25 protein-coding genes are annotated in these 19,981 nt (G+C 64.7%); 23 read left to right on the top strand and 2 right to left on the bottom strand.

The window, feature by feature from the left end; genetic code table 11:
- Positions 1 to 32: 32 nt before the first annotated feature.
- The 6 genes from LY632_RS00690 to LY632_RS00715 are packed head-to-tail and all read left to right on the top strand — an operon-like array spanning position 33 to position 3,592.
- Positions 33 to 551 (top strand): arsenate reductase ArsC, encoded by a 519-nt coding sequence (locus LY632_RS00690; RefSeq protein ID WP_234091906.1) that lies wholly within the window; start codon positions 33 to 35, stop codon positions 549 to 551.
- Positions 552 to 980, top strand: a complete 429-nt coding sequence (gene arsC / locus LY632_RS00695; RefSeq protein WP_234091907.1) for an arsenate reductase (glutaredoxin) — start codon at positions 552 to 554, stop codon at positions 978 to 980.
- The gene (locus LY632_RS00700; RefSeq protein WP_234091908.1) at positions 980 to 2,266 is read left to right on the top strand and encodes an arsenic transporter; all 1,287 of its coding nucleotides are present in this window, start codon (positions 980 to 982) and stop codon (positions 2,264 to 2,266) included. The genes arsC and LY632_RS00700 overlap by 1 nt, the downstream gene beginning before the upstream one ends.
- On the top strand, positions 2,263 to 2,586 hold the full coding sequence (locus LY632_RS00705; protein ID WP_234091909.1) for a YnfA family protein: 324 nt from the start codon (positions 2,263 to 2,265) through the stop codon (positions 2,584 to 2,586). Before LY632_RS00700 ends, LY632_RS00705 begins: the two co-directional genes overlap by 4 nt.
- A gap of 23 nt (positions 2,587 to 2,609) precedes the next feature.
- Entirely contained in the window at positions 2,610 to 3,374 is a 765-nt protein-coding gene (gene arsH / locus LY632_RS00710; protein ID WP_234091910.1) for an arsenical resistance protein ArsH, read from the top strand.
- Entirely contained in the window at positions 3,371 to 3,592 is a 222-nt protein-coding gene (locus LY632_RS00715; protein ID WP_234091911.1) for a hypothetical protein, read from the top strand. The genes arsH and LY632_RS00715 overlap by 4 nt, the downstream gene beginning before the upstream one ends.
- Before the next feature lie 328 nt (positions 3,593 to 3,920).
- Here the strand turns inward: LY632_RS00715 and LY632_RS00720 are convergent, their stop codons facing one another.
- Both LY632_RS00720 and LY632_RS00725 read right to left on the bottom strand, forming a co-directional pair.
- Positions 3,921 to 4,136, bottom strand: coding sequence for an AlpA family transcriptional regulator (locus tag LY632_RS00720; protein WP_234091912.1), 216 nt, complete (start codon positions 4,134 to 4,136; stop codon positions 3,921 to 3,923).
- Positions 4,129 to 4,620, bottom strand: coding sequence for a hypothetical protein (locus LY632_RS00725; protein WP_234091913.1), 492 nt, complete (start codon positions 4,618 to 4,620; stop codon positions 4,129 to 4,131). The genes LY632_RS00720 and LY632_RS00725 overlap by 8 nt, the downstream gene beginning before the upstream one ends.
- 368 nt (positions 4,621 to 4,988) lie before the next feature.
- Between LY632_RS00725 and LY632_RS00730 the strand changes: the two genes are divergently transcribed.
- From LY632_RS00730 to LY632_RS00810, 17 genes are all read left to right on the top strand, one after another.
- Positions 4,989 to 5,321, top strand: coding sequence for a hypothetical protein (locus tag LY632_RS00730; RefSeq protein ID WP_234091914.1), 333 nt, complete (start codon positions 4,989 to 4,991; stop codon positions 5,319 to 5,321).
- 31 nt (positions 5,322 to 5,352) lie between these two features.
- The gene (gene traL / locus LY632_RS00735) at positions 5,353 to 5,640 is read left to right on the top strand and encodes a type IV conjugative transfer system protein TraL (RefSeq protein ID WP_006834208.1); all 288 of its coding nucleotides are present in this window, start codon (positions 5,353 to 5,355) and stop codon (positions 5,638 to 5,640) included.
- 12 nt (positions 5,641 to 5,652) lie between these two features.
- Complete coding sequence (locus LY632_RS00740; RefSeq protein WP_234091915.1) at positions 5,653 to 6,222, top strand: type IV conjugative transfer system protein TraE; 570 nt, start codon at positions 5,653 to 5,655, stop codon at positions 6,220 to 6,222.
- The gene (locus LY632_RS00745) at positions 6,219 to 7,034 is read left to right on the top strand and encodes a type-F conjugative transfer system secretin TraK (protein WP_234091916.1); all 816 of its coding nucleotides are present in this window, start codon (positions 6,219 to 6,221) and stop codon (positions 7,032 to 7,034) included. The genes LY632_RS00740 and LY632_RS00745 overlap by 4 nt, the downstream gene beginning before the upstream one ends.
- Entirely contained in the window at positions 7,034 to 8,350 is a 1,317-nt protein-coding gene (locus tag LY632_RS00750) for a TraB/VirB10 family protein (protein ID WP_234091917.1), read from the top strand. The genes LY632_RS00745 and LY632_RS00750 overlap by 1 nt, the downstream gene beginning before the upstream one ends.
- Positions 8,347 to 9,219 (top strand): DsbC family protein, encoded by an 873-nt coding sequence (locus tag LY632_RS00755; protein WP_234091918.1) that lies wholly within the window; start codon positions 8,347 to 8,349, stop codon positions 9,217 to 9,219. The genes LY632_RS00750 and LY632_RS00755 overlap by 4 nt, the downstream gene beginning before the upstream one ends.
- Complete coding sequence (locus LY632_RS00760; protein ID WP_234091919.1) at positions 9,216 to 9,788, top strand: hypothetical protein; 573 nt, start codon at positions 9,216 to 9,218, stop codon at positions 9,786 to 9,788. The genes LY632_RS00755 and LY632_RS00760 overlap by 4 nt, the downstream gene beginning before the upstream one ends.
- Complete coding sequence (gene traC / locus LY632_RS00765; protein WP_234091920.1) at positions 9,785 to 12,328, top strand: type IV secretion system protein TraC; 2,544 nt, start codon at positions 9,785 to 9,787, stop codon at positions 12,326 to 12,328. Before LY632_RS00760 ends, traC begins: the two co-directional genes overlap by 4 nt.
- The gene (locus tag LY632_RS00770) at positions 12,325 to 12,705 is read left to right on the top strand and encodes a hypothetical protein (RefSeq protein ID WP_234091921.1); all 381 of its coding nucleotides are present in this window, start codon (positions 12,325 to 12,327) and stop codon (positions 12,703 to 12,705) included. Before traC ends, LY632_RS00770 begins: the two co-directional genes overlap by 4 nt.
- Positions 12,706 to 12,769: 64 nt before the next feature.
- A complete protein-coding gene (locus LY632_RS00775) occupies positions 12,770 to 13,084 on the top strand; it encodes a TrbI F-type domain-containing protein (RefSeq protein ID WP_234091922.1) in 315 nt (104 codons plus the stop codon).
- The gene (locus LY632_RS00780; protein WP_234091923.1) at positions 13,081 to 13,602 is read left to right on the top strand and encodes a S26 family signal peptidase; all 522 of its coding nucleotides are present in this window, start codon (positions 13,081 to 13,083) and stop codon (positions 13,600 to 13,602) included. Before LY632_RS00775 ends, LY632_RS00780 begins: the two co-directional genes overlap by 4 nt.
- Positions 13,599 to 14,237 carry a type-F conjugative transfer system protein TraW gene (traW, locus tag LY632_RS00785; protein ID WP_234091924.1) on the top strand — a complete coding sequence of 213 codons (639 nt, stop codon included), beginning with the start codon at positions 13,599 to 13,601 and terminating at the stop codon, positions 14,235 to 14,237. The genes LY632_RS00780 and traW overlap by 4 nt, the downstream gene beginning before the upstream one ends.
- Positions 14,234 to 15,247: a conjugal transfer pilus assembly protein TraU gene (gene traU, locus LY632_RS00790; RefSeq protein WP_234091925.1), complete on the top strand. Its 1,014-nt coding sequence runs from the start codon at positions 14,234 to 14,236 to the stop codon at positions 15,245 to 15,247. The genes traW and traU overlap by 4 nt, the downstream gene beginning before the upstream one ends.
- Positions 15,244 to 15,996, top strand: a complete 753-nt coding sequence (trbC, locus tag LY632_RS00795) for a type-F conjugative transfer system pilin assembly protein TrbC (protein WP_234091926.1) — start codon at positions 15,244 to 15,246, stop codon at positions 15,994 to 15,996. Before traU ends, trbC begins: the two co-directional genes overlap by 4 nt.
- On the top strand, positions 15,993 to 17,723 hold the full coding sequence (locus LY632_RS00800; protein ID WP_234091927.1) for a conjugal transfer protein TraN: 1,731 nt from the start codon (positions 15,993 to 15,995) through the stop codon (positions 17,721 to 17,723). Before trbC ends, LY632_RS00800 begins: the two co-directional genes overlap by 4 nt.
- Positions 17,720 to 18,550, top strand: a complete 831-nt coding sequence (locus LY632_RS00805) for a conjugal transfer protein TraF (RefSeq protein ID WP_234091928.1) — start codon at positions 17,720 to 17,722, stop codon at positions 18,548 to 18,550. Before LY632_RS00800 ends, LY632_RS00805 begins: the two co-directional genes overlap by 4 nt.
- Positions 18,540 to 19,976, top strand: coding sequence for a conjugal transfer protein TraH (locus LY632_RS00810; RefSeq protein ID WP_234091929.1), 1,437 nt, complete (start codon positions 18,540 to 18,542; stop codon positions 19,974 to 19,976). Before LY632_RS00805 ends, LY632_RS00810 begins: the two co-directional genes overlap by 11 nt.
- Positions 19,977 to 19,981 lie beyond the last annotated feature (5 nt).

A 19,981-nucleotide genomic window follows, 5' to 3' on the forward strand; every position in this document is an offset into this window, starting at 1 on the left:
AGCTCACCTTCCCGAAACTGCGCGAGGCTTCCATGTCCGACAAAATTTACAATGTCCTCTTCCTCTGCACGGGCAACTCCGCCCGCTCGATCCTGGGCGAAGCGTTGACGAACAAAATGGGCGGAGGTCGCTTCCGTGCCTACAGCGCGGGTAGCCAGCCCAAGGGCGACGTACACCCGATGTCGCTCGAAGAGCTCGATAGCTTCGGTTATCCGACCGAGGGCCTGCACTCGAAGAACTGGAACGAATTCACCAAGCCCGGCGCGCCCGAGTTCGATTTCATCTTCACCGTCTGCGACAACGCCGCGGGCGAGAGCTGTCCGGTATGGCCAGGCAAGCCGCTCACCGCGCATTGGGGCGTCGAGGATCCCGCCGCGGTCGAGGGCGATGGCCAGCGGCAGGCTTTCGTCGATGCGCTCAGCTATCTCAAACGCCGGATCGAACTCTTCCTTATGCTGCCGCTCCAGAGCATCGACGATATGGCAATGCGCAGCAAGCTGGCCGCCATCGGCCGCCATGAAGGCGCGAGCGCCAAGGCCAAGGAATCCTGAATGACCACCGACATCGTCATCTATCACAATCCCGAGTGCGGCACTTCGCGCAATACGCTGGCGATGATCCGCAATGCCGGGATCGAGCCGCATGTCATCGAGTATCTGAAGACGCCGCCATCGCGCGCCATGCTCGAAAGCCTGATCGAGCGCGCCGGACTTCGTCCCAGGGAGCTGCTGCGCGAAAAGGGTACGCCTTATGCCGAGCTGGGACTGGGCGATGAGAGCCTGAGCGATACAGCGCTGGTGGACGCGATGATGGAACACCCGATCCTCATCAACCGACCACTCGTCGTGTCGCCGCTCGGCGTCGGCCTTTGCCGTCCGTCCGAGGCGGTGCTCGACATTCTGCCAAACCCCCAACAGGGTGCCTTCACCAAGGAGGACGGCGAACAGGTCGTGGACGCGGCGGGCGAGCGTATCGCCTGATGCTGCTGGCGATCGCGATCTTCGTGGTCACCATCACGATGGTGATCTGGCAGCCGCGAGGACTCGGCATCGGGTGGAGCGCGATCGGCGGAGCGCTTCTGGCTCTTGCCACCGGCGTCATCTCGCTCGCCGACATTCCGGTTGTGTGGGACATTATCTGGAACGCCACCGGCGCCTTTGTTGCGGTGATCCTGATCAGCTTGATCCTCGACCGGGCGGGATTCTTCGAATGGGCTGCGCTGCATGTGGCGCGGTGGGGGCGCGGCGACGGTCGCTGGCTATTCGTGCTCGTGGTATTGCTGGGTGCGGGCGTTGCCGCGATCTTCGCCAATGATGGTGCGGCGCTGATCCTGACCCCGATCGTGATCGCGATGCTCCGGGCGCTGGGATACAACGCCAAGGCGACGCTGGCTTTCGTCATGGCGGCGGGTTTCATCGCCGACACGTCGAGCCTGCCGCTGGTCGTGTCCAATCTCGTCAACATCGTGTCGGCCGATTTCTTCGATATCGGGTTCGGCGAGTATGCGCTGGTCATGGTGCCGGTCGATATGGCGGCTATTACCGCCACGCTGGCAGCGCTGCTGCTGTTCTTCCGCAAGGACATTCCGACCAGCTACGACGTCACCCAGCTGCGCGCTCCCGCAGAAGCGATCCATGACCGCGCGACCTTCTGCGCCGGCTTCGTTGTGCTTGCCCTGCTGCTGATCGGGTTCTTCGTGCTCGATCCGCTCGGCGTGCCGATCAGCGCCGTCGCTGCCGTCGGTGCGCTGGCGCTCATCGCTATAGCTGCGCGCGGCCACGTCATTCCCACGGGCCAGGTCATCCGCGAAGCGCCCTGGCAGGTCGTGATCTTCTCGCTCGGCATGTATCTGGTCGTCTACGGCATGAGCAACGCGGGGCTTGCTACCGCGATCGCCGGCCTTTTGGAGCGCTCTGCCGAGGGCGGCATATGGGGCGCGGCCTTCGGAACGGGGCTTCTATCCGCCGTGCTTTCCTCGGGCATGAACAACATGCCGACCGTCCTCGTCGGCGCGCTATCGATCGATGCCACCAGTGCCACTGGCCCGGTTCGCGATGCCATGATCTACGCCAACGTCATCGGCTGCGACCTTGGGCCGAAGATCACCCCGATCGGATCGCTCGCGACCCTGCTCTGGCTGCATGTGCTGGGACAGAAGGGCGTGAAGATCGGCTGGGGCTATTACTTCCGCGTCGGCATCACGCTGACGACGCCGATCCTGCTGGTGACCCTGGCAGCGCTCGCCCTCCGATTGAGTCTCGCATGAAACTGTTCCTCGTCTATCCGCTTGCGGCGCTGTTCGAAATCGCCGGTTGCTTCGCATTCTGGGCCTGGTGGCGGCTGGAGAAGAGCCCCTTGTGGCTGCTGCCCGGCATGGTGTCGCTGGCCCTGTTCGCATGGCTGCTAACTCTCGTTCCGACCGACGCCGCAGGTCGCGCCTTCGCAGCCTATGGCGGGGTCTATGTTGCCGCGTCGCTGCTGTGGCTGTGGATCGTCGAAGGCACCACGCCCGACCGGTGGGACTTCATCGGCGGCGCAGTCGTGCTCGCCGGCGCTGCCATCATCCTGTTCGGCCCGCGCGGCTGACGACCCGAATTCGGAGAATTTCCTTGTCCCGCCTGCGTCCCTTGCCCGATCCCGACACCTTCCCGGCGCTCGATCCGGCCTTCGTCCATGCCCGGCCCGCCGAAGGTCTCGGTGACGACCAGCCACCGCCGCGCATCTTGTTGCTCTACGGCTCCCTGCGGGAGCGCTCGTATTCGCGCCTCGCGGTCGAGGAAGCTGCTCGATTGCTCCAGCTGTTCGGCGCCGAGACGCGCATCTTCGATCCCTCCAACCTGCCGCTGCCCGATCAAATTAACGGTGACGACCATCCTGCCGTTTACGAGCTGCGCGAGCACGCTTTCTGGTCCGAAGGCATGGTGTGGTGCAGTCCAGAGCGCCACGGTCAGATCACGGGCATCATGAAGACCCAGATCGATCACCTGCCGCTCAGCATCGGAGGCATGCGCCCTACTCAGGGGCGGACGCTGGCAGTCATGCAGGTCTCGGCCGGCTCGCAGTCCTTCAACTCGGTCAACACGCTGCGACTCCTAGGCCGCTGGATGCGGATGTTTACCATCCCTAACCAATCCAGCGTGCCCAAGGCATACGAGGAGTTCGACGAGGCCGGCCGTATGAAGCCATCTTCGCTCTACGACCGCATCGTCGATGTGATGGAAGAACTGGTCCGCTTCACGGTGCTGTTACGGCCACACGCAGAACAACTCGTTGATCGCTACTCCGAGCGCAAGGATCGGAATGAGCCAGTGATAACCCCGGCCGACGATGCGGCTATCGTCACAAGAACATTGTCCGAAGAAGAGAGACGATGACCAGGACTGTTTTGGAGCAGGTCAAAGCGTTCGTTGAACGTCTTAAGCCTGAGGCGGTTTGCGACGACTGTATCACGGAACGTCTCAATTTGTCGGTTCGGCAGCACGCCAATCACAAGACGCGCGAGCTTGCAGGAATTGCTGGCTTCCAACGACAGATCGGCCACTGCGCCCTGTGCAACGCGCAAAAGAAGGTAATCTGCGTCATGCGCACGTGAAGCGCGAACAACCAATCCGCTCCTTGTCCGGTATGAAGCCAGCATCGGGCTGAAAAATATTCATGCGACTGTGGTGCGATCACGCCTGGCGCAATTTATCCCGCAATTTCCGATTTCGAGCGATTGCGGGATAAGTCGCAGAAATCATGGCATGTGCGAGCGTCATGGTGGTCCCGACAGAATCCTGTGCTTCAATCAAAGCGAACACATGAGATCGGCTTCGACAGGCTTTTCTAAGCCTCGTCAATTGGCGAAGATCCTGCCTGGCACCTCAAGCCCAGTCGGCCAAAATTCAAATCAAGATCGTGCGTGAGTGGTGTAATAGCCTTCATTTAAGCCGCGTCGCTATCCAGGCCTCCACTTCATCTTCTGCCCATGCCACCGAGTATCCACCCAGTGGCACCGGCTTTGGAAACTTGCCCTCGCTCATCCAGCGATAGATCGTCGAACGGCCAAGCCCGACACGGTGCTGAACCTCGGGCAAGCGAATGAGACGAGTGACCCGACGGGATTCGGTCGCTCCCTTGTCGATCTCTTCACCCACGACGGCCTCCTTCGCCACCCGCGAAGACATCGCCAAGCAGCGCATCCTTGCGCTCGAGCTCGTCGATGTGGTCGGAGAGCAGGCGCGCAACCCGGTGCGCGGTGCCTTTGGCCCAACGCGGCTTCACGTCATGAACCTGGTTGCCCAAAACACGTTCGAGCGCTGAAGGCAGTTCGCCGGAAAAGTCCTCGAAGAATTGCGCGAGGTCCGATTGCAGCCACGCAATCGCGTGATCGCCGCTGCTGACGAGGAACAGCAGCAGGTGCGCATGAGGAGCGACGCCGCACGCGGCGAGAATTCGCAAGGCTTCGCCGAGGCTAGCCGAGCGTTCGCCGGCAAGGACGCGGCGCAGCGCATCCTTATGGATCTGCGCGTCGCGCGCGATGTCGCAGCGTGCACGACCGCTGGCTTCGACGGCTGCCAAAAGCAGCCGGGCGAGGTCGGCGCGAACCTGTTGTTCGGCAAAGAGCGCCATGTTGGTCATCGACGAATCCTTATCTCTAGAAGTGATCGACTCACCGCTAACCGCGAAGGAAGCCTGTAGGAAAACAAAAAGAACATTAAGAGAACATAGAGGAAGGGCCGAATCAGCTTCCTTCGACGATTCGCGCGCATTTCGGTCGTGTTCGCGCTCATCGCGGCTCGCTTCGCTCAGACGCCGGCACAGTCGGCGCTGCTCCGCAATCGGCTTGCGCGAATCCCGTCCATCGCACCTTCCGATGTCGCTTTTTGCTTGGTCGCCACCCCCAAAAATCCAGTTCCCGATTTCCTACAGCCCGGCTCCGGGGAGAGGAAAGAACATACAGCGAACGCATCGCTGGCTGATGTTCAATCCTCTCGGAGTTTCCATCCATGACCACCAAGACCGCCCTTCCTGCCCAAGGACGCACGCCCAACCGCGTTCGGGGCCGCGATTACGTCCTCCCGGCCTGCGTGGCACTCGCCTGCGCCGGTGCCGCCTTTGCCGGCGCAGATACCACCTTCGATCCCGCGCTCACCAAGTTCACCGACTTCCTCGAAGGCTCCGGCGGCAAGATCATCACCGTGCTCAGCCTCGCGGGCGGTCTGATCGGTCTCGCCTCAGGGCGCTTTTCGCTCGGCCAGGTCGCAGTCCCGGTCGGCGTCGGGATCGGTGTAGGCACCGGCGTGCCGATCGTCACCTCGGTCGTGACCGCGGTCATCTGATCAGCGGATCCGGTCACGACAGGAGGGCGGCATGGCCGACAGGTACCTTGTTCCACGGCGGCTCGACGACCCGGAGCTTATCGGCTTCTGGACCATCGACGAGTTTGCAGGGATTCTCATTCCCTTCGCCTGGGGCATTCTCTCGCAGCATATCTTCATCGGTATCGGCCTGGCCGCCGGGGCCTGGCTTGCCTTGCGGAAGGCAAAGGCACGCGGCGCCGGTTCGGCACTGGTGCATGCTGCGTACTGGTACCTGCCCGGGAGCTTTCTCGGGCTGAAAGCCACGCCGCCCTCCCACTGCCGCCTGTTGGCGGGCTGAGGGAGGCAAACCATGCGAGCAGAATTCGCACACGAACAGGCGCAGACCTACCTCCGGCAACGCAACCGCTTTGCCGGGTTGGCAGGTGTCCTGGGCCTGACCACGCTGGTCAGCCTCGGCGCTGCGGTCACCCGCGACGAGCAGGTGGTGCTGGTGCCGATCACCGCCGAGCGGATCACCGTCTCGAGCGGCGGGATCGACGCGCCCTATCTCGAGCTCGTCACCCGCGACACCTCGCTGATGCTCCTTAATCGCGCACCCGAAAGCCTCGACTACTGGATGGCGAACATCCTGAAGCTCGCCGATCCCGCCGCGCACGGCCGCCTCAAATCCGAGCTCGTCAGAATCGTCGAGGAACAGCGCGGCTCGGACATCAGCCAGGCCTTCGTGATCGCGGAAATGCATGTCGATCCCAAGGCCCTGACCTCGACCGTCACCGGCACGCTCAAGACCTTTGTCGGCGCGCAGGTGATCGCGAGCCAGCGCCGCTCCTTCCGTTTCCGCTGGTCGAAGCATGGCCTCAGCCTCGCGCTCGCCGGCTTCGAACAACTTCCCACCGACAAGGAGGAACCCGGCCAATGAGCCTTCTCCCATCTCCCCTCGCTGCTGCGCTTGCCGGAACCGGCCTTGCCTGTTTCGCGATCGGCGCGACAAGGCGCCCCGATCCCGGGCTCAAGCTGACCGGCCTCGCCGTAATCGCCTTCGCGCTCGCGCCGGTCCCGGCGCATGCCGACCAGTTCGTCGAAGCTGCCGACAATGCGACCATCGACTGCGAACTCGCCCGCGGCGAACTCACCCGGATCGCGCTCATCGATGATGGCTTTGCCAATGTCTCGAAGATTGCGAGCGGCTTTCCCTACAACGACTTCCAGGTGACGCACGAGCCGGTGCGCGGAGACATCTATATCTCCGTGCCCCCGCAGTTTGCCGCTGGCCGGGTCAGCTTCTTTGCGACCAGCAAGGCGGGCTATGTCTACAAGTTCGCCTGCCGCCTCGGCGGTGAGGAAGCGACCCAGCTTTTCATCACCAATCCCGCGCTGGCTAAAGCCGCGGCTACCGAATGGGAAACCGAGACCGGCCCCGAGGACGCTGCGATCCGCCTGATCGAGGCGATGGCGAGCGATGCCGTCCTGCCCGGGTTCACTGCCCGCGCCGAACTCTCTGCTCCGCGCCGTACCGGCGGGATCGAGGTCCAGCTGGTCGCGGAATACCAGGGCGATGAACTCACCGGACAGCGCTTCCTCGTACGCAACCTCGGCCAGGAGAGCCTTGCGCTTGGCTCCGAGCGCGAAGGTCCCGCAGGCGCGCTCGCCTTTGCCTATGGCCGCGATGCACTCGCTCCCGGTGAAGCGACCAGTGCCTTCCTTGTCTTTGCCAAGGGAGGGCTCGACTGATGGCCAAGGCAACACAGAAGGACGCCGAAAAGAGGCCTCTGCCGGGCTCGCCGGAAGCGCGAGAACGCGGACGGCGCAACCTCAACTCGCAGATCGCGCAGCGCCAGAAGATGCTGCTCGCCGGGATCGGGGCCATCGCGCTCATCGGCGGCGGGATGTTCATCTTCGGCAGCGATGGCGGCAAGGACGGCACCGATGCCAATGGTGCGGCGACGATCGACACCGGCGGCCTCGTCAATCGTAACCTCTCGCAGCGCGAGTTCGTCGCTAGCTACGGTAACCGGCTCGATGCACAGGGCCGCGCGATCAAGGATCTGCAGCAATCGCAGCTGCCGCGACCCGAGATCGAGCAGGAGCTCGAAGCCCTTCGCAGCGAGAACGCGCAGATGCGCTCCGACGGCCAGGCAGCGATCGACGCGATCTCGGCCGAGAATGCCAATCTGCGTTCGCAGCTTAGCGACGCTGCAAAAGCACCTGCAGCCGCACCGCCGCTGCCGCCGCCACCGGCCTATGGCCCCGGCGTCGGCACCGGCGGAGCTGTCCAGCCACCACAAGGAGCGCCGGAAACGCAGGGCGGACAGCTCAGCCTGATGAGTTTCGGCACGGAGACAGGCAAGGACGGCAAGCCGCGCGCGGCAGAGACTGCGCCGGCCTTGCTGCTCGAAGCAAGCCGCGATTACCTGCCGCCCAACAGCTACGCACCGGCAACGGTCATCGTGGGCGTCGACGCCTCGACCGGCGTTGCCAGCCAGAGCGATCCGCTTCCCGTGGTGCTCCGGATCACCGGACCGGCCCGCTCGGTGATGCGCGGCAACATGCTGCTCACCACCGACATTACCGGCTGCCTCGTCAATGGCGCGGCGCGCGGCGATCTCTCGGCGGAGAAGGTCTACGTCAAGCTGGTGCGCATGACCTGCGCGCAGCCCGGTGGCCGCTTCGCGGTCAGCGAGGTCAAGGGGTTCATCTCCTTTGCCGGAAAGTCGGGTGTGCGTGGCCGCGTGGTCAGCCGCGAAGGCAGCCTTGTCAGCCAGGCGCTGCTGGCCGGGATCGTTGGCGGCTTCGGGCGCGGATTTTCCGCCAACGCCAACGGCATCTTCACCGGCCAGGTCGGCGCCAACGGTCAGCGCGAGGCGCTGTCGCCGACCGACATTCTCGCCGGTGGCTTTGGCCAGGGTGCCGGCGAAGCCGCCGACACCGTCAGCCGATACCTCATCGAACGCGCCGAACAATACCAACCCGTCGTCGAGATGCCGACCGGCATCGAGGTCGAGATCGTCTTTCTCGACGGCGTCCACGTCAGGAGCCCCTCCAAATGAACTACAATGACTCGCCGCCGGGCCTGAAGGCCCGCGCCGCCCACCTTGCCCTTGCCCTCTCGAGCGCCGCCGCCGTGCTGACGCTCGGCGTCTCTGCCGTCACCGCCATGCCTGCGAGCGCTGCCGGCATGGCCAGCGATGTCGCGCAGGCACTGAAACTGCGGCTGCCCAAGACCCCGATCGATGCGATCAGCTGCGACACGCTGGGCCCCTGGTGCGAAGTCGTCTCGGGCGACACGCTGTTCTACATCGACGAGACCGCCCGCTATCTATTCGTGGGCCGTCTCTACGACATGGAAGAGCGGCGCGACGTGACCGCCGCCCGCCTGCTCGAACTCAATCCCGACCTGCTTGCGGCCGGTGCGGCACGCGTAGCGAGCGATGCGCCGGCGGGACGCGACGAAGCGCCTGTGCAGGCGGCCGCCAGCCATGTCGACCTCTCGTCGCTTCCGGTTGCCGGCGCGATCCATTGGGGCAACCCCAAGGGCGAACGCCTGGTCGTCTTCTCGGATTTCCAGTGCGGCTACTGCCAACGCCTGACCGCTGAACTCGCCAAGGCCAAGGTTATGATCGAAGAGCGGCCGATCTCGATCTTTAACGCGGCGAGCCGCAAGATTTCCGAGGCGGTATTGTGCGCCAAGGATCCGGCAAAGGCGCTGCATGCGGCCTACGCCGGTCAGGCACCGGCGAGTGCCAAGACCTGCAAGGACGCCAAGGCGCTCGATGCCAACGAAGCCTTCGCTAAGGCCAACGGGTTTGCCGGAACTCCGGTCATTGTGCGCGCCCGCGATGGGGCGGTGCTTCATGGCTACCGCGATGCCGCGGCGATCCGCCGCTTCGTCGCCGAGGGCAAGGGAGAGGCGCAATGAGCCGGCTCCCGATCCTTCGCGCCGTGGTACTCGCCGCGCCGCTCCTTTTGGCCAGTGGCTGCGCCAGCCTTGGCGGCAACGTCAAAGGCAGCTTTGCCTGCCGTGCTCCCGAAGGGACCTGTGCGCCCACCTCCACGATCGATGCCGGGGCGACCGGCATCAAGAAGGCTGACACGTCTGGCGCGCATCGGACGGTGACCCCGACCGGGGAAGCGGTTCGCCGCCTGCAGATCGTGTTGACGGGATACCGTGACGCGGCGGGCCGCGACCATGAGGCGCGCGTCGTTCACCTGACGCTGCCCGAACAGGCAGGCACAGGCTGGCGCGCCCCGCAGGGCCGCCGCGAAGTGCTGCGCTCGCTGGCATCGACCATTGCCGCGACGCGCGAGGGCAACCCCGCACCTGAATTCCAACCCACAGACACATTGCCGGAACAACTGTTCATCCCCTCGCAGCCCGTTCCGGCGATGCCCGGCGCTGACGCGCCGGAACCCGGGGGACCTGGCTCGTTTTCTCCTCCCCGCGAGCCGGTCCCCCAACCTGACATGACCGAAGGAGAGAGCCAGTGACGCTATCCCTTGCTGCCGCGCGCGACGCACTCTCGCGGGGCCTGTTTGCCGACACGGCTCGGCCCGAAAAGCCGCAGGCGCATTTCGGGCTCGATATGCTCACGGACTGGCTGCCCTACCGGGTCTATGACGAGGGGGCGAAGCTCTATCGCAACGCCCGCTCCAAAGGCTTCGTGCTCGAAGTCACCCCGCTGATCGGGGCCGACGAACGGACCGGCGAGATCCTCGGTCAGTTCTTCTCCGAAGGCCTGCCGCAGGGCGCCTGCCTCCAGGTCCTGAACTTCGCATCTCCGCGGATCGGCAGCGTGGTCGGCCCCTGGTTCGCTCCGCGCTACGAGCAGGGCGGGATCTACGAGGCCATCGCCAGGGCGCGCACCAGGCGCCTTTACGATCTCGTCTGGAGCTCGGGCTCGGCGCATGCGCCCTTCCATGCTCGCAACGTCCGGCTGATCGTCTCGCTCGGCGTGCCGGTGCCCGGCAGTGTGACCGATGCCGAACTCTCCGAATGCCGCGAAGGGCTGATGGGCATGCTCCATTCGCTCGGCCTCTCCGCGCAAGAGCTGCGTCCGGGCGGATTGCTGGCGCTGATCGACGAGCTTACTTCGCCGACCACCGCGCACGAGACCGACATCCATGCGTGGAACCCGCACGATACGCTCGATGTCCAGGCCATCCGCCGCGACATCGAACTCGAGGTCGGCGACGATCGCCTGATCCTCAGGACCGAGCGCTTTCGGGAGACGGGCCGAGACGAGGAGGGCAATCCTGAAGTCGGCGAATGCTATCCCGACCATTTCGACGTGCGGCATTATGCCGTGCGCTCTACCCCTGAGCGCTGGGCACCCTGGGAATGCGCGCGGCTCATCGGCGACATGTTTACCGACAAGCTGCGCTTCCCCTGTCCAACGGCGACCATGCTGTGCCTCGTCTACCCCGACCAGGAAGCCGCCTCGGCGCGCGCTGGCTTCAAGTTCATGCGCACGACCAGCCTCAGCCAGACCAAGAGCGCGCGTTTCTTGCCCAAGCTCGCCGAACAGTCGGCCGAATGGCGCCACGTCCAGGCCGAACTCCAGGCCGGCAAGAAGCTCGTCAAGCTGTTCTACGGGCTCACTTGCATCTCGCCGCTCGGCCAGGGCGACGCGCACGAACGCATCATCAAGGCGATCTACAAGGCAGCTGGATGGGATCTGGCCGACGAGCGCTTCCTCCAGCTGCAGGGCCTCGTGGCTGCCTTTCCCCTGAGCCTTGCCGATGGCCTCGCCGACGACATGGCGCGGCTAAAGCGTCTCAAGACCATGCTCTCGACGACAGCGGCACATATTGCGCCGATGCAGGGAGAATATCTCGGCGGCGTGATCCCGCACCTGCTGCTCGTCGGCCGCCGCGGCCAGCCTTTCTGGTGGTCGCCGTTCGAGAACGGTGCCGGCAATCACAATATCGCGATCTGCGGCAAGTCGGGCTCGGGCAAATCGGTGCTGCTGCAGGAGCTTTGCGCCGCCCTGCGCGGCGCGGGCGCCAAGGTCGTCGTGATCGACGACGGGCGCAGCTTCGAGCATTCGGTCAAACTGCAGGGCGGACGCTTCGTCGAGTTCACGCTCGCCTCGGGCTTTTCCCTGAACCCCTTCTCGATGGTCGACGATGCCCGCGCGCACGAAGACGAGGATTACCGCCTCGACTGCTTTGCCATGATCAAGGCGATTGTCGGCCAGATGGCCCGTCCCGGCACCGCGCCGAGCGACACCGAACGTGGGCTGATCGACCGGGCCGTGACTTTGACCTGGGAGGCCCTGGGAAGCGGCGCATCGGTCGACGATGTCGCGCATGCGCTCCATGGATCGGAAAGCGAGGCGGGCCGCGATCTTGCTACCGCGATCGCGCCTTTCTGCCGCGGCGGCAGCTACGGCGGGTTCTTTGCAGGCAAGGCGAGCTTCGCGCTCGACGATGATTTTACCGTCTTCGAGATGAGTGACCTCGCAAGCCGCGAAGAACTGCGCAGCGTCGTCCTTTCGGCGATCATGTTCATGACCAGCCAGGCGATGACGCGCTCATCGCGGGCGACCAAGAAGTTGCTGCTGATCGACGAGGCCTGGGCCATGCTCAAGGGCGGTTCGATGGGCGAGTTCGTCGAGACCTATGCCCGCACTGCGCGCAAATATGGCGGCGCGCTCGCCACCGCGACCCAGTCCCTCAATGACTATTACAAGTCCGATGGCGCGCGCGCCGCGCTCGAGAACAGCGACTGGATGCTGGTGCTCCAGCAGAAGGCCGAGACGATCGCCGATTTCAGGGCGAACGCGCGGCTCGACATGGACGATCGCACCGAGACGCTGATCCGCAGCCTCAAGCGTTCGGGGACCGAGTACAGCGAGGTCTTCATCAAGGGTCCCGAGACCGAGGCCGTCGGCCGGCTCGTGCTCGATCCCTTCTCGGCGACAATCTACTCCTCCGATCCCGACACCTATGCCGCGATCCAGGACTGCGAGCGGCGTGGGCACAGCCTCGCTGATGCCATTCGCATCGTGGCGGGAGGCGGACAATGATGGTCTCGCATCTCGCCGACCGGACCCCTCCGGCAAACTTCCGCAGCCTGCTGCCGTTCCTGCAAGGGAGCTGCTTCGTCCTCATCGAGACCGCGCGCTTTGCCGCGACTTCGCTGCTGATTGTGCTGGGATTGCCGCTCGCGCTGTTCCTGTTCGTTGCGGGCTGGGACCTCGGCGGCCTCTTCACCCAGCTCGCCAATCTGTCGGACCGCTACCTCGAAGCCGACGGCCTGCGCCGCAGCCTGTTCAGCCAGGACCTCAAGGGCTGCTTCCTGGTGCTGACCGGTGCGGTGACGCTGTTTCGCATGCCGCGCTTCCTGAAGCAGCTCGTGGCCGATCTCGACAACCATCCGGCCCGGGAGGCAAACCGTGACTGACACGCGCAGATTACAATCTCTTAATCGCCCGCTCTTGCTGAGAATTCTTGCGGTGCTCGCGCTCGTGGCCGCACTGCTCTGGGCAGCCTGGGTCAGCCGCGAACTGTCCGAGCCGAGCCAGCAGATCGTCACCGTCCGGCTTGCCGAGACCATCGCCGCATTCGTCGATGCCGAAGCGCGCGGGCAGCAGGATCCCGAAGCCAGTCAGGCGCGCGTGCTCGCCTTCCTCCAGGCGTCCGAGCGTGCCGTTGCAGAAATGGGAACCGATGGCCGCGTGGTGCTGGTCGGCGAAGCGGTGCTCGCTGGCGATGCCCCCGATGCCACCGATGAACTGCGCATGCGGATCGCCCGCCAGCTTGGGCAGGGAGGCGGTCAGTGACGCAGTTTGCCTCTCGCCTTGTTCGCACGATCAAGCGGCCGTTGGTCCTAACCGCGCTGGTGTTGTTGCCGCTCGGATGGGGCGCGGTCGACGCCTTCGCGAAAGACCATGCCTTCCTCATCAACGCCAGCCCGAGCCTGCCCAACTGGGCCTTCTGGCTCGACAAGCACGCGCGGATCGAGCGCGGCAGCCTAATCTTCTTCGAGCCGCCGGCAAGCAGGCTCGTCGAAGTGCATTTCGGAAAAGGCGCGCAGCTCTTCGGCAAGCGGGTGCTGGGCGTGCCGGGCGATGTCGTGAGCCACCGTGGCCACGAGGTCTTCATCAACGGTCGCAAGATCGCCGCGCGGCTCGATGAGACCCGTCTCGGCGTTGCGCTTCACAAAGGCCCCGAAGGACCGATCCCCGACGGCTGCTTCTACACCGGGACCAGCCATCCCCGCGGCCTCGACAGCCGCTACGCCGAGATCGGCTTCGTCTGCCGCGGCCAGATCCTCGGCAGCGGGAGGGCGATCCTGTGAGCAAGCTCATCCTCCCTGCGGCGCTGCTTGCAGTTCTGCTCTGCCCTGCCGAGGTGCAGGCGCGCGACTATGGCCAGCGCGGCACGGTGTTTCCCGTGATCGAGCGCGACCTCCTCGAACAGATCCATTCGCGCCTGACGCAGATGGAACGTTCGGGCGAGACCGCGCGGCTCAATGAAGACCTGAAGCGCCGCACGATCGCGCGGGTGAACCGGCCCGACCCTGTCGCCGGGATCGTCCGGGCGAGCGAAGCCCGGCGCTGGCACTTCGATCCGACGATCACGCTCGCTGCCGATATCCGCGGGGCAAAAGGCGAGCTGATCCATGCCGCTGGCACGAGGGTCAATCCGCTCGACAGCGTCGGCCTTCGCGCGGACCTTCTGTTCCTCGACGGCGACGATCCAGACCAGCTCGCCTGGGCGCTCAAGCAGGGTGCCAATGCCAAGCTGATCCTGGTGAAGGGCGCGCCGCTCGAGCTGATGAAGGTCCGCCAACGCCGCTTCTATTTCGACCAGGGCGGCAAGCTCACGGAGAGGTTCGGGATCAGGTCGGTGCCTGCACGCGTGCGCCAGCAGGGCCGCCTGCTCGAGATCAGCGAAATCGCGCTGCCCCCAAAACGGAGGACAGCCCAATGAGCCGTCTAAGAAAGCTGGCGCTCATTCTGGCCGCTATTGTTGGTCTCGCCACCGCAACGCCCGCCATGGCCGATGCCGGTCCCGGTCGCTGCACCGGTAGCTTCGTCAACCCGATCACCGACATCTGCTGGTCTTGCCTGTTCCCGATCTCGATCGGCGGGCTGGACATCTGGCCGTCGAGCCGGCCCGATCCGGATAACCCCGATCTGCCGGTGTGCCTGTGCGGTCTGAGGCCCGGGATCGCGATGGGCTTCTGGGAGCCGGTGCGGCTTGCCGATGTCAGCATGAAGCCGTGGTGCTTCGTGAACCTCGGCGGCATGAAACTCGATCCGGGCTTGGATATCGGCTTCCGCTCGATCTCGGGTCCATCGGCAGTGGGCGGCGCGAGCCAGTATTATTCGAGCTGGCACGTCCACTGGTATGCCTATCCGCTGATCTACTGGATGGAGATCGTCGCCGATTTCCTGTGCCTGGAATCGGGCTCGATCGATATACTCTACATCTCCGAGATCGATCCGCTGTGGCAGGATTCCGAGCTCACCGCGATCATCAACCCCGAAGCCGTGCTCTTCGCCAACCCGCTGGCGCTCGCTGCCTGTGCAGCCGACTGCGTCGCCTCGACCGCGAGGCTGCCTATTGACGAGATGTTCTGGTGCGCGGGCTGCCAGGGTTCGATGTATCCGATGAACGGCAATGTCTCGGCCTCCATCGGGCACGTCCAAGCCTCGCGGCTCGTGCTCTCGCGCTTTGCCTACAAGCTCCACCGCGAACTCGTCTCGTGGGGAACGATGGGGTCCAAGGGCCTGTGCGGCAAATACCTGATGCCGGTGATGCGCAAGCAGCAATACCGCTTCCAGGCCACCAACCCCAGCCCGGCGACCTCGGGCCGTTACGCCTGCCCACCCATCGGCGCCTCCACCACCTTTCAATCGGCCGGACAGGTCATCCCCGCCATCGGCGAAGACATGGGATACCTCGTCTGGCGCAAGCGGAACTGCTGCGCGCTATGAACAAGCACCTCCTCGTTTTGCCCGTCGGCCTTGCCGTCACCCTCGGTGGCCTCGCTCTCGCCCAGAGCGCGCCCGACGGCATCGACCTCGAAGCGATCCGCGAGCGTGCGGCCGAACACGCCGAGGATGCGCAGGCGCTCAGCACCAATGTCCGCCAACGCGCCCAGGCGCTTACCGAAGACGCAGAGGCTATCCAGGCGCAAGCGCAGGCCAATCGCACCGCCTATGCGGACAGCATCGAGGCAATCGAGACCGACGCCGTCCTCGACTTCGACGCGATGATCGCGGGGCAAGCCGCCGCCGAGAAGGCATCGCTCGGGGGAGCCCCGCGCTTCATTGCCTTTGCCAGCCTGTCGATGCCGCCCGAGGCGCTGAAGGAACTGGTCCGCGACATGACCAGGGCCGGAGGCGTCACCGTGCTGCGCGGCTTCCCGCAAGGAAACAGCGAGGCGTTCAAGAAGCGCCTGGCTGCCATCTGGAGCAGCCGCGACGCGGCCGGTTCGCTCGGCATTGATCCAAGGCTGTTCCGCGCCTTCAACATCGAAGCCGCACCGAGCTTTGTCATGCTGAGCACCGAGTTCAGTCCCTGCGACGGGTTCGATTGCACCAGCGAAGTGCCGCCACACGACCGTATCGCCGGCAACATCAGCGTGGGCGAAGTCCTCGAGACCTTCGCCTCGGGCAAGGGTCCGGGCGCCGAGCTTGCCCGTCTCCATCTGCGCCAGCTCTCCAGGGAGGAACGGCCATGACCGGCAGAACTCTCGCCAATCTCCTTGCCGCACTCATCGTCCTCACCGGCGCGTCGTCACTTCACGCTCAGACCCGCGATGAAGCCCGGGCGGATGGCAAGGACTTTGCCACCGAGCTGCTGGGCGAGGCGCGCGAGGCAGCAACGACCAATCCCGACGCGGCGCGCGTTCCCAATTTCGATCCGCAGGCGACGCGCGACCTGCAGGATCTTGCGCGCGATCCTGACCAGATCGAGGCCCGCGGACGCAGCGCCGCGACGACCAGCACGCCGATGCGGACCATCCGCGACAGCATGGCCAATCGCGCAAGGTTCGAGCCGAATGAGATCGAGGAGGTGATTGCCCGCAGCCTCGCGATCAATGAGACGCCGCTCGACTACACCAGCGGCATGGCAATTTCGGGCAGCCAGGGATCGTGCGTTTCGCTGCCGCCCGGTTCGGGGTCGGCAGGCACCTATACCGCAACCTGCAATATGGGCACACGGATCGATCAGTCGGTGGGCCAGTGCACGGTGCCGCTCGTCGCCGCGGTCAGCCAGCGACCGCAGTATCATTACCTCTGCAACCGCTTCGGCGATTTCAACGGCTCGGGCGAGCCCGAATGCGCCGGCTTCGACGGCTATTCCTGTCGCGTGACAGGACGGCGCGACACCTGCCTGCAATGGAGTTCGTCGGGCGGACGGCCCTGGTGTTCCGAACCGGGAGATCCGGTCACCGAACTGACCTGCGACGATCAGGTGCCGGGGCAAACACCCTACATGATCACGACAGCGGCCACGGTCACGACCACACCTAACGAAAGCCAGTGCACAGATCTTGCGGACAATAGCGATTGTACGCTGGACGCAGAGATCTGCACCGATAGCGATCCGCAGACCCGGGTGGTCGATGGCGTCACTGTCACACGCCCCTGCTGGGAATGGCAACGCAGCTACACCTGCATTGTGCGCGAAGCGGCGACCGACTGCTCCGACATCGAAAGCCAGGGAACCTGCCGCTTTGTCCGTGAGGAATGCCTTACCGACGAAGACCCCTGCGAGACCTGGGAGCGCATCTACGAGTGCCCGCTTCCCGGTACCGACAGCTCCACCCAGTATGTCTGCGACGGCGATGTCTATTGCATCGACGGCAGCTGCGAGACGATCGAGCGTACCGCGAACAACGAGTTCAAGGATGCTGTCACCGCGCTCCATGCGATGGACGAGGCCCGCGGCCAGTTTGATCCCGAGACGCTGACGCTGTTCCGCGGCACGCGTAACACCTGCTCCTCCAAGGTCTTTGGCGTGCTCAACTGCTGCAAGGGCAAGGGCTTCCCGCTCATCCCCGGTATCAGCCTACTGGTCGCGCTCGGCTGCAACCGCGAAGAAGTGCTGCTCCACGAGCGCGATGCGCAGGGACTGTGCGCTTATGTGGGGACCTATTGTTCGGACAAGTTCCTCGGCGTCTGCCTGACCAAGAAGAAGGTCTACTGCTGCTTCGAGAGCAAGCTCTCGCGGATCCTGCAGGAACAGGGCCGACGCCAACTGCCCAAGCCGTGGGACAAGCCCAAGGAAGAGCAGTGCGAGGGTTTCACGCTCGACGAGTTCGCCCGGCTCGACCTCAGCCAGATGGATTTCAGCGAGGTCTATGCCGAATTCACCGAGGCTGCACGGCTCCCCGACGAGCTCGAGACCAGCATCCTCATCCAGCAGAAGATCGAAGACTATTACGCAAGGAGTGGCCAATGACGCGCCGCCAATCACTGCCGATGCTGGGACTCCCAGTATTGGCCATGTGTCTCGCTGCACTGCTTCCCGTTCGGGCAGCTGCCCAGGAAGCGCGCCAGGCAGAGCCAGCTGCCTCGGCAGACAGCCTCTACTGCGAGCAGCGCAGGCTCGGCTACTGGTTCTATTGCATAAAGCCGGTGCCGGCAGAGGAGCCGCAGATGGCGCAGCCACCGGCCCAGGTAACCGCCACGCAAGAACTTGACGCGGTCACGGGGGAACTGCGCGAGCTCAAGGCACGCGCGATCCTCTATCCGACGCCGGAAAACGTCACCGCCTATATCCGCTTCCAGCGTGCCCAGCTCGACCGGGCTTCGCTGTTCTCCGATGTCTGGCAGCGCGCGATCTGGCAGGATCCCGATCTCGACTATACGCTCGAACGACCGGTCGGCGCGCTCGCCAAGAAGCAATGGCAGGACGCGCGCGCTGCCGACCGCGATGCGGTGATGGCCAGGCTCTCTGAGCGCTATGGCCTGTTCTACTTCTTCGCCCAGACCTGCGGCGCATGCGAAGTGATGAGCCCGATCGTGCGCTCGGTGGCGGACCGCTGGCATATCACGGTCCGGGCGATCTCGACCGATGGCGGACCGTCCCGGCACTTCCCCGACTACAAGGTCGAAAGCGGTCAGCGGCCGCGCATGGGGCTCGAACCCGGCATTACCCCGGCACTCGTGCTGTGGGACAGCGTGGCCAGGCGCCCGATCCCGATCGGATATGGCGTGCTCTCGGCCGACGAGCTGCAGGATCGCATCTACCTCCTCACCTCGAAGGAAGCCGGACATGATTACTAGCATCCGCAATGCGGCGCTCACCATAGCTGCCGCCAGCATGGTCGCGTCGCCTGTCGTCGCAAACGTCGGCGACAGCATGGACCGCTTCATGGACGACATGGGCGCTGCGGCCAATGTCACCGGGCCGAGCGCGTTCGAAGGCCAGTCGGCGGGCTATTACAGCCTCGGCAATGTCTGGACGCGCTTCCCGCAGAAAACGACCAACATCGCCAATCTCCAGCTGCCGCGTGCCCGCGCTGGTTGCGGCGGTATCGATATCTTCGCCGGGTCCTTCTCCTTCATCAACGCAAGCGAGATGGTCGCGCTCTTGAAGGCCGTCGCGAACAATGCGGTTGGGTTCGCCTTCAGCCTCGCGATCGACACGGTCTGTCCCGAGTGCTCGAAGATCATGCAGGAGTTCAGCCAGAAGGCGCAGCTCATGAACAACCTCTCGATCAATTCCTGCGAGATGGCGCAGGGGCTGGTCGGCGGCATCTGGCCCAAGGGCGATCTCGCCGACAAGGCAATCTGCGAAGCGATCGGCAATTCTGAAGGCATCTTCACCGACTATGCCGCCGCCAAGCATGGCTGCGGCACGCGCGGCCAGCGCGCCTCGACCAACGAGGGTGCCGGCGCCGCCTATGCCGACGTCAATCCGGGGATCCCACGCAATTACACCTGGCATGTCCTCAAGCAGAGCGCCTTCTTCAACGTGGGCGGCACCTTCGACCGCGATCTCGCCGAATATGCGATGACGCTCATCGGGACGGTGATCTACGTGCCGCCCCGCGACGACGAGCCGGGAAAATTCGTACCTTTCGCCGGTGATGCCTCCTCGACGCTGGTGACCGCGCTGCTGGACGGGACGCAGGGCCAGTCGGTGCGGGTTTTTCAGTGCGACGAGCCCGACCAGTGCCTCAACCCGACTTTCCAGCAGATGAGCCTCTCGAGCGCGAAGGCCATCCGGCCCCGCGTTGCCCGGCTCATCGGCAGCATGGTCGAGGCCATCCGCAGCGACACCGCGATCGGCGACGAGGAGAAGGAGCTGCTCCAGGTGGCATCGGTGCCGCTCTACAAGATCCTCACCGTGCAGGCGGCCTATGGACGCGGGATGGCAACCGACGACCGCGACACGCTGGCCGAGATTGCCAGCATCGATCTCCTCTATGCCATTCTCGAGCGCATCACCGCCGAGGCTGGACGCTCTATGGCGAGTTTCATCGCCGCCGATGAAGCCAAGCTCGCGATCTGGCGCGCGCAGGTCGCCGAGGTCCGGTCAAGCCTCGCCCAGCGGCAAGCGACCGGGCAAGCCCGGGTCTCGGCGATCATGCAGATCATTGAGAAGACCGCGATGATCGAGAACATGCTCGCCGCTTCGATGTCGCCGTCGATGGCCGCCGCGCTCGACTGGTCGCGCGGGATGCAGTCCCGTTCCATCGTTCCATAAGGGTC

The organism is Erythrobacter sp. SDW2 (genome assembly GCF_021431965.1).
Classification (GTDB): domain Bacteria; phylum Pseudomonadota; class Alphaproteobacteria; order Sphingomonadales; family Sphingomonadaceae; genus Parerythrobacter.

Bases quoted from the DNA above. Each gene is read 5' to 3' on its own strand.
- LY632_RS00805 (WP_234091928.1), top strand. From the start codon at position 17,720: ATGACGCGCCGCCAATCACTGCCGATGCTGGGACTCCCAGTATTGGCC.
- LY632_RS00745 (WP_234091916.1), top strand. From the start codon at position 6,219: ATGAGCCTTCTCCCATCTCCCCTCGCTGCTGCGCTTGCCGGAACCGGC.
- traU (WP_234091925.1), top strand. From the start codon at position 14,234: ATGAGCCGTCTAAGAAAGCTGGCGCTCATTCTGGCCGCTATTGTTGGT.
- LY632_RS00810 (WP_234091929.1), top strand. From the start codon at position 18,540: ATGATTACTAGCATCCGCAATGCGGCGCTCACCATAGCTGCCGCCAGC.
- LY632_RS00725 (WP_234091913.1), bottom strand. From the start codon at position 4,620: ATGACCAACATGGCGCTCTTTGCCGAACAACAGGTTCGCGCCGACCTC.
- LY632_RS00750 (WP_234091917.1), top strand. From the start codon at position 7,034: ATGGCCAAGGCAACACAGAAGGACGCCGAAAAGAGGCCTCTGCCGGGC.
- LY632_RS00800 (WP_234091927.1), top strand. From the start codon at position 15,993: ATGACCGGCAGAACTCTCGCCAATCTCCTTGCCGCACTCATCGTCCTC.
- trbC (WP_234091926.1), top strand. From the start codon at position 15,244: ATGAACAAGCACCTCCTCGTTTTGCCCGTCGGCCTTGCCGTCACCCTC.
- LY632_RS00690 (WP_234091906.1), top strand. From the start codon at position 33: ATGTCCGACAAAATTTACAATGTCCTCTTCCTCTGCACGGGCAACTCC.
- LY632_RS00740 (WP_234091915.1), top strand. From the start codon at position 5,653: ATGCGAGCAGAATTCGCACACGAACAGGCGCAGACCTACCTCCGGCAA.
- LY632_RS00730 (WP_234091914.1), top strand. From the start codon at position 4,989: ATGACCACCAAGACCGCCCTTCCTGCCCAAGGACGCACGCCCAACCGC.
- LY632_RS00760 (WP_234091919.1), top strand. From the start codon at position 9,216: ATGAGCCGGCTCCCGATCCTTCGCGCCGTGGTACTCGCCGCGCCGCTC.
- LY632_RS00705 (WP_234091909.1), top strand. From the start codon at position 2,263: ATGAAACTGTTCCTCGTCTATCCGCTTGCGGCGCTGTTCGAAATCGCC.
- LY632_RS00715 (WP_234091911.1), top strand. From the start codon at position 3,371: ATGACCAGGACTGTTTTGGAGCAGGTCAAAGCGTTCGTTGAACGTCTT.
- LY632_RS00755 (WP_234091918.1), top strand. From the start codon at position 8,347: ATGAACTACAATGACTCGCCGCCGGGCCTGAAGGCCCGCGCCGCCCAC.
- arsC (WP_234091907.1), top strand. From the start codon at position 552: ATGACCACCGACATCGTCATCTATCACAATCCCGAGTGCGGCACTTCG.
- LY632_RS00770 (WP_234091921.1), top strand. From the start codon at position 12,325: ATGATGGTCTCGCATCTCGCCGACCGGACCCCTCCGGCAAACTTCCGC.
- traL (WP_006834208.1), top strand. From the start codon at position 5,353: ATGGCCGACAGGTACCTTGTTCCACGGCGGCTCGACGACCCGGAGCTT.
- LY632_RS00700 (WP_234091908.1), top strand. From the start codon at position 980: ATGCTGCTGGCGATCGCGATCTTCGTGGTCACCATCACGATGGTGATC.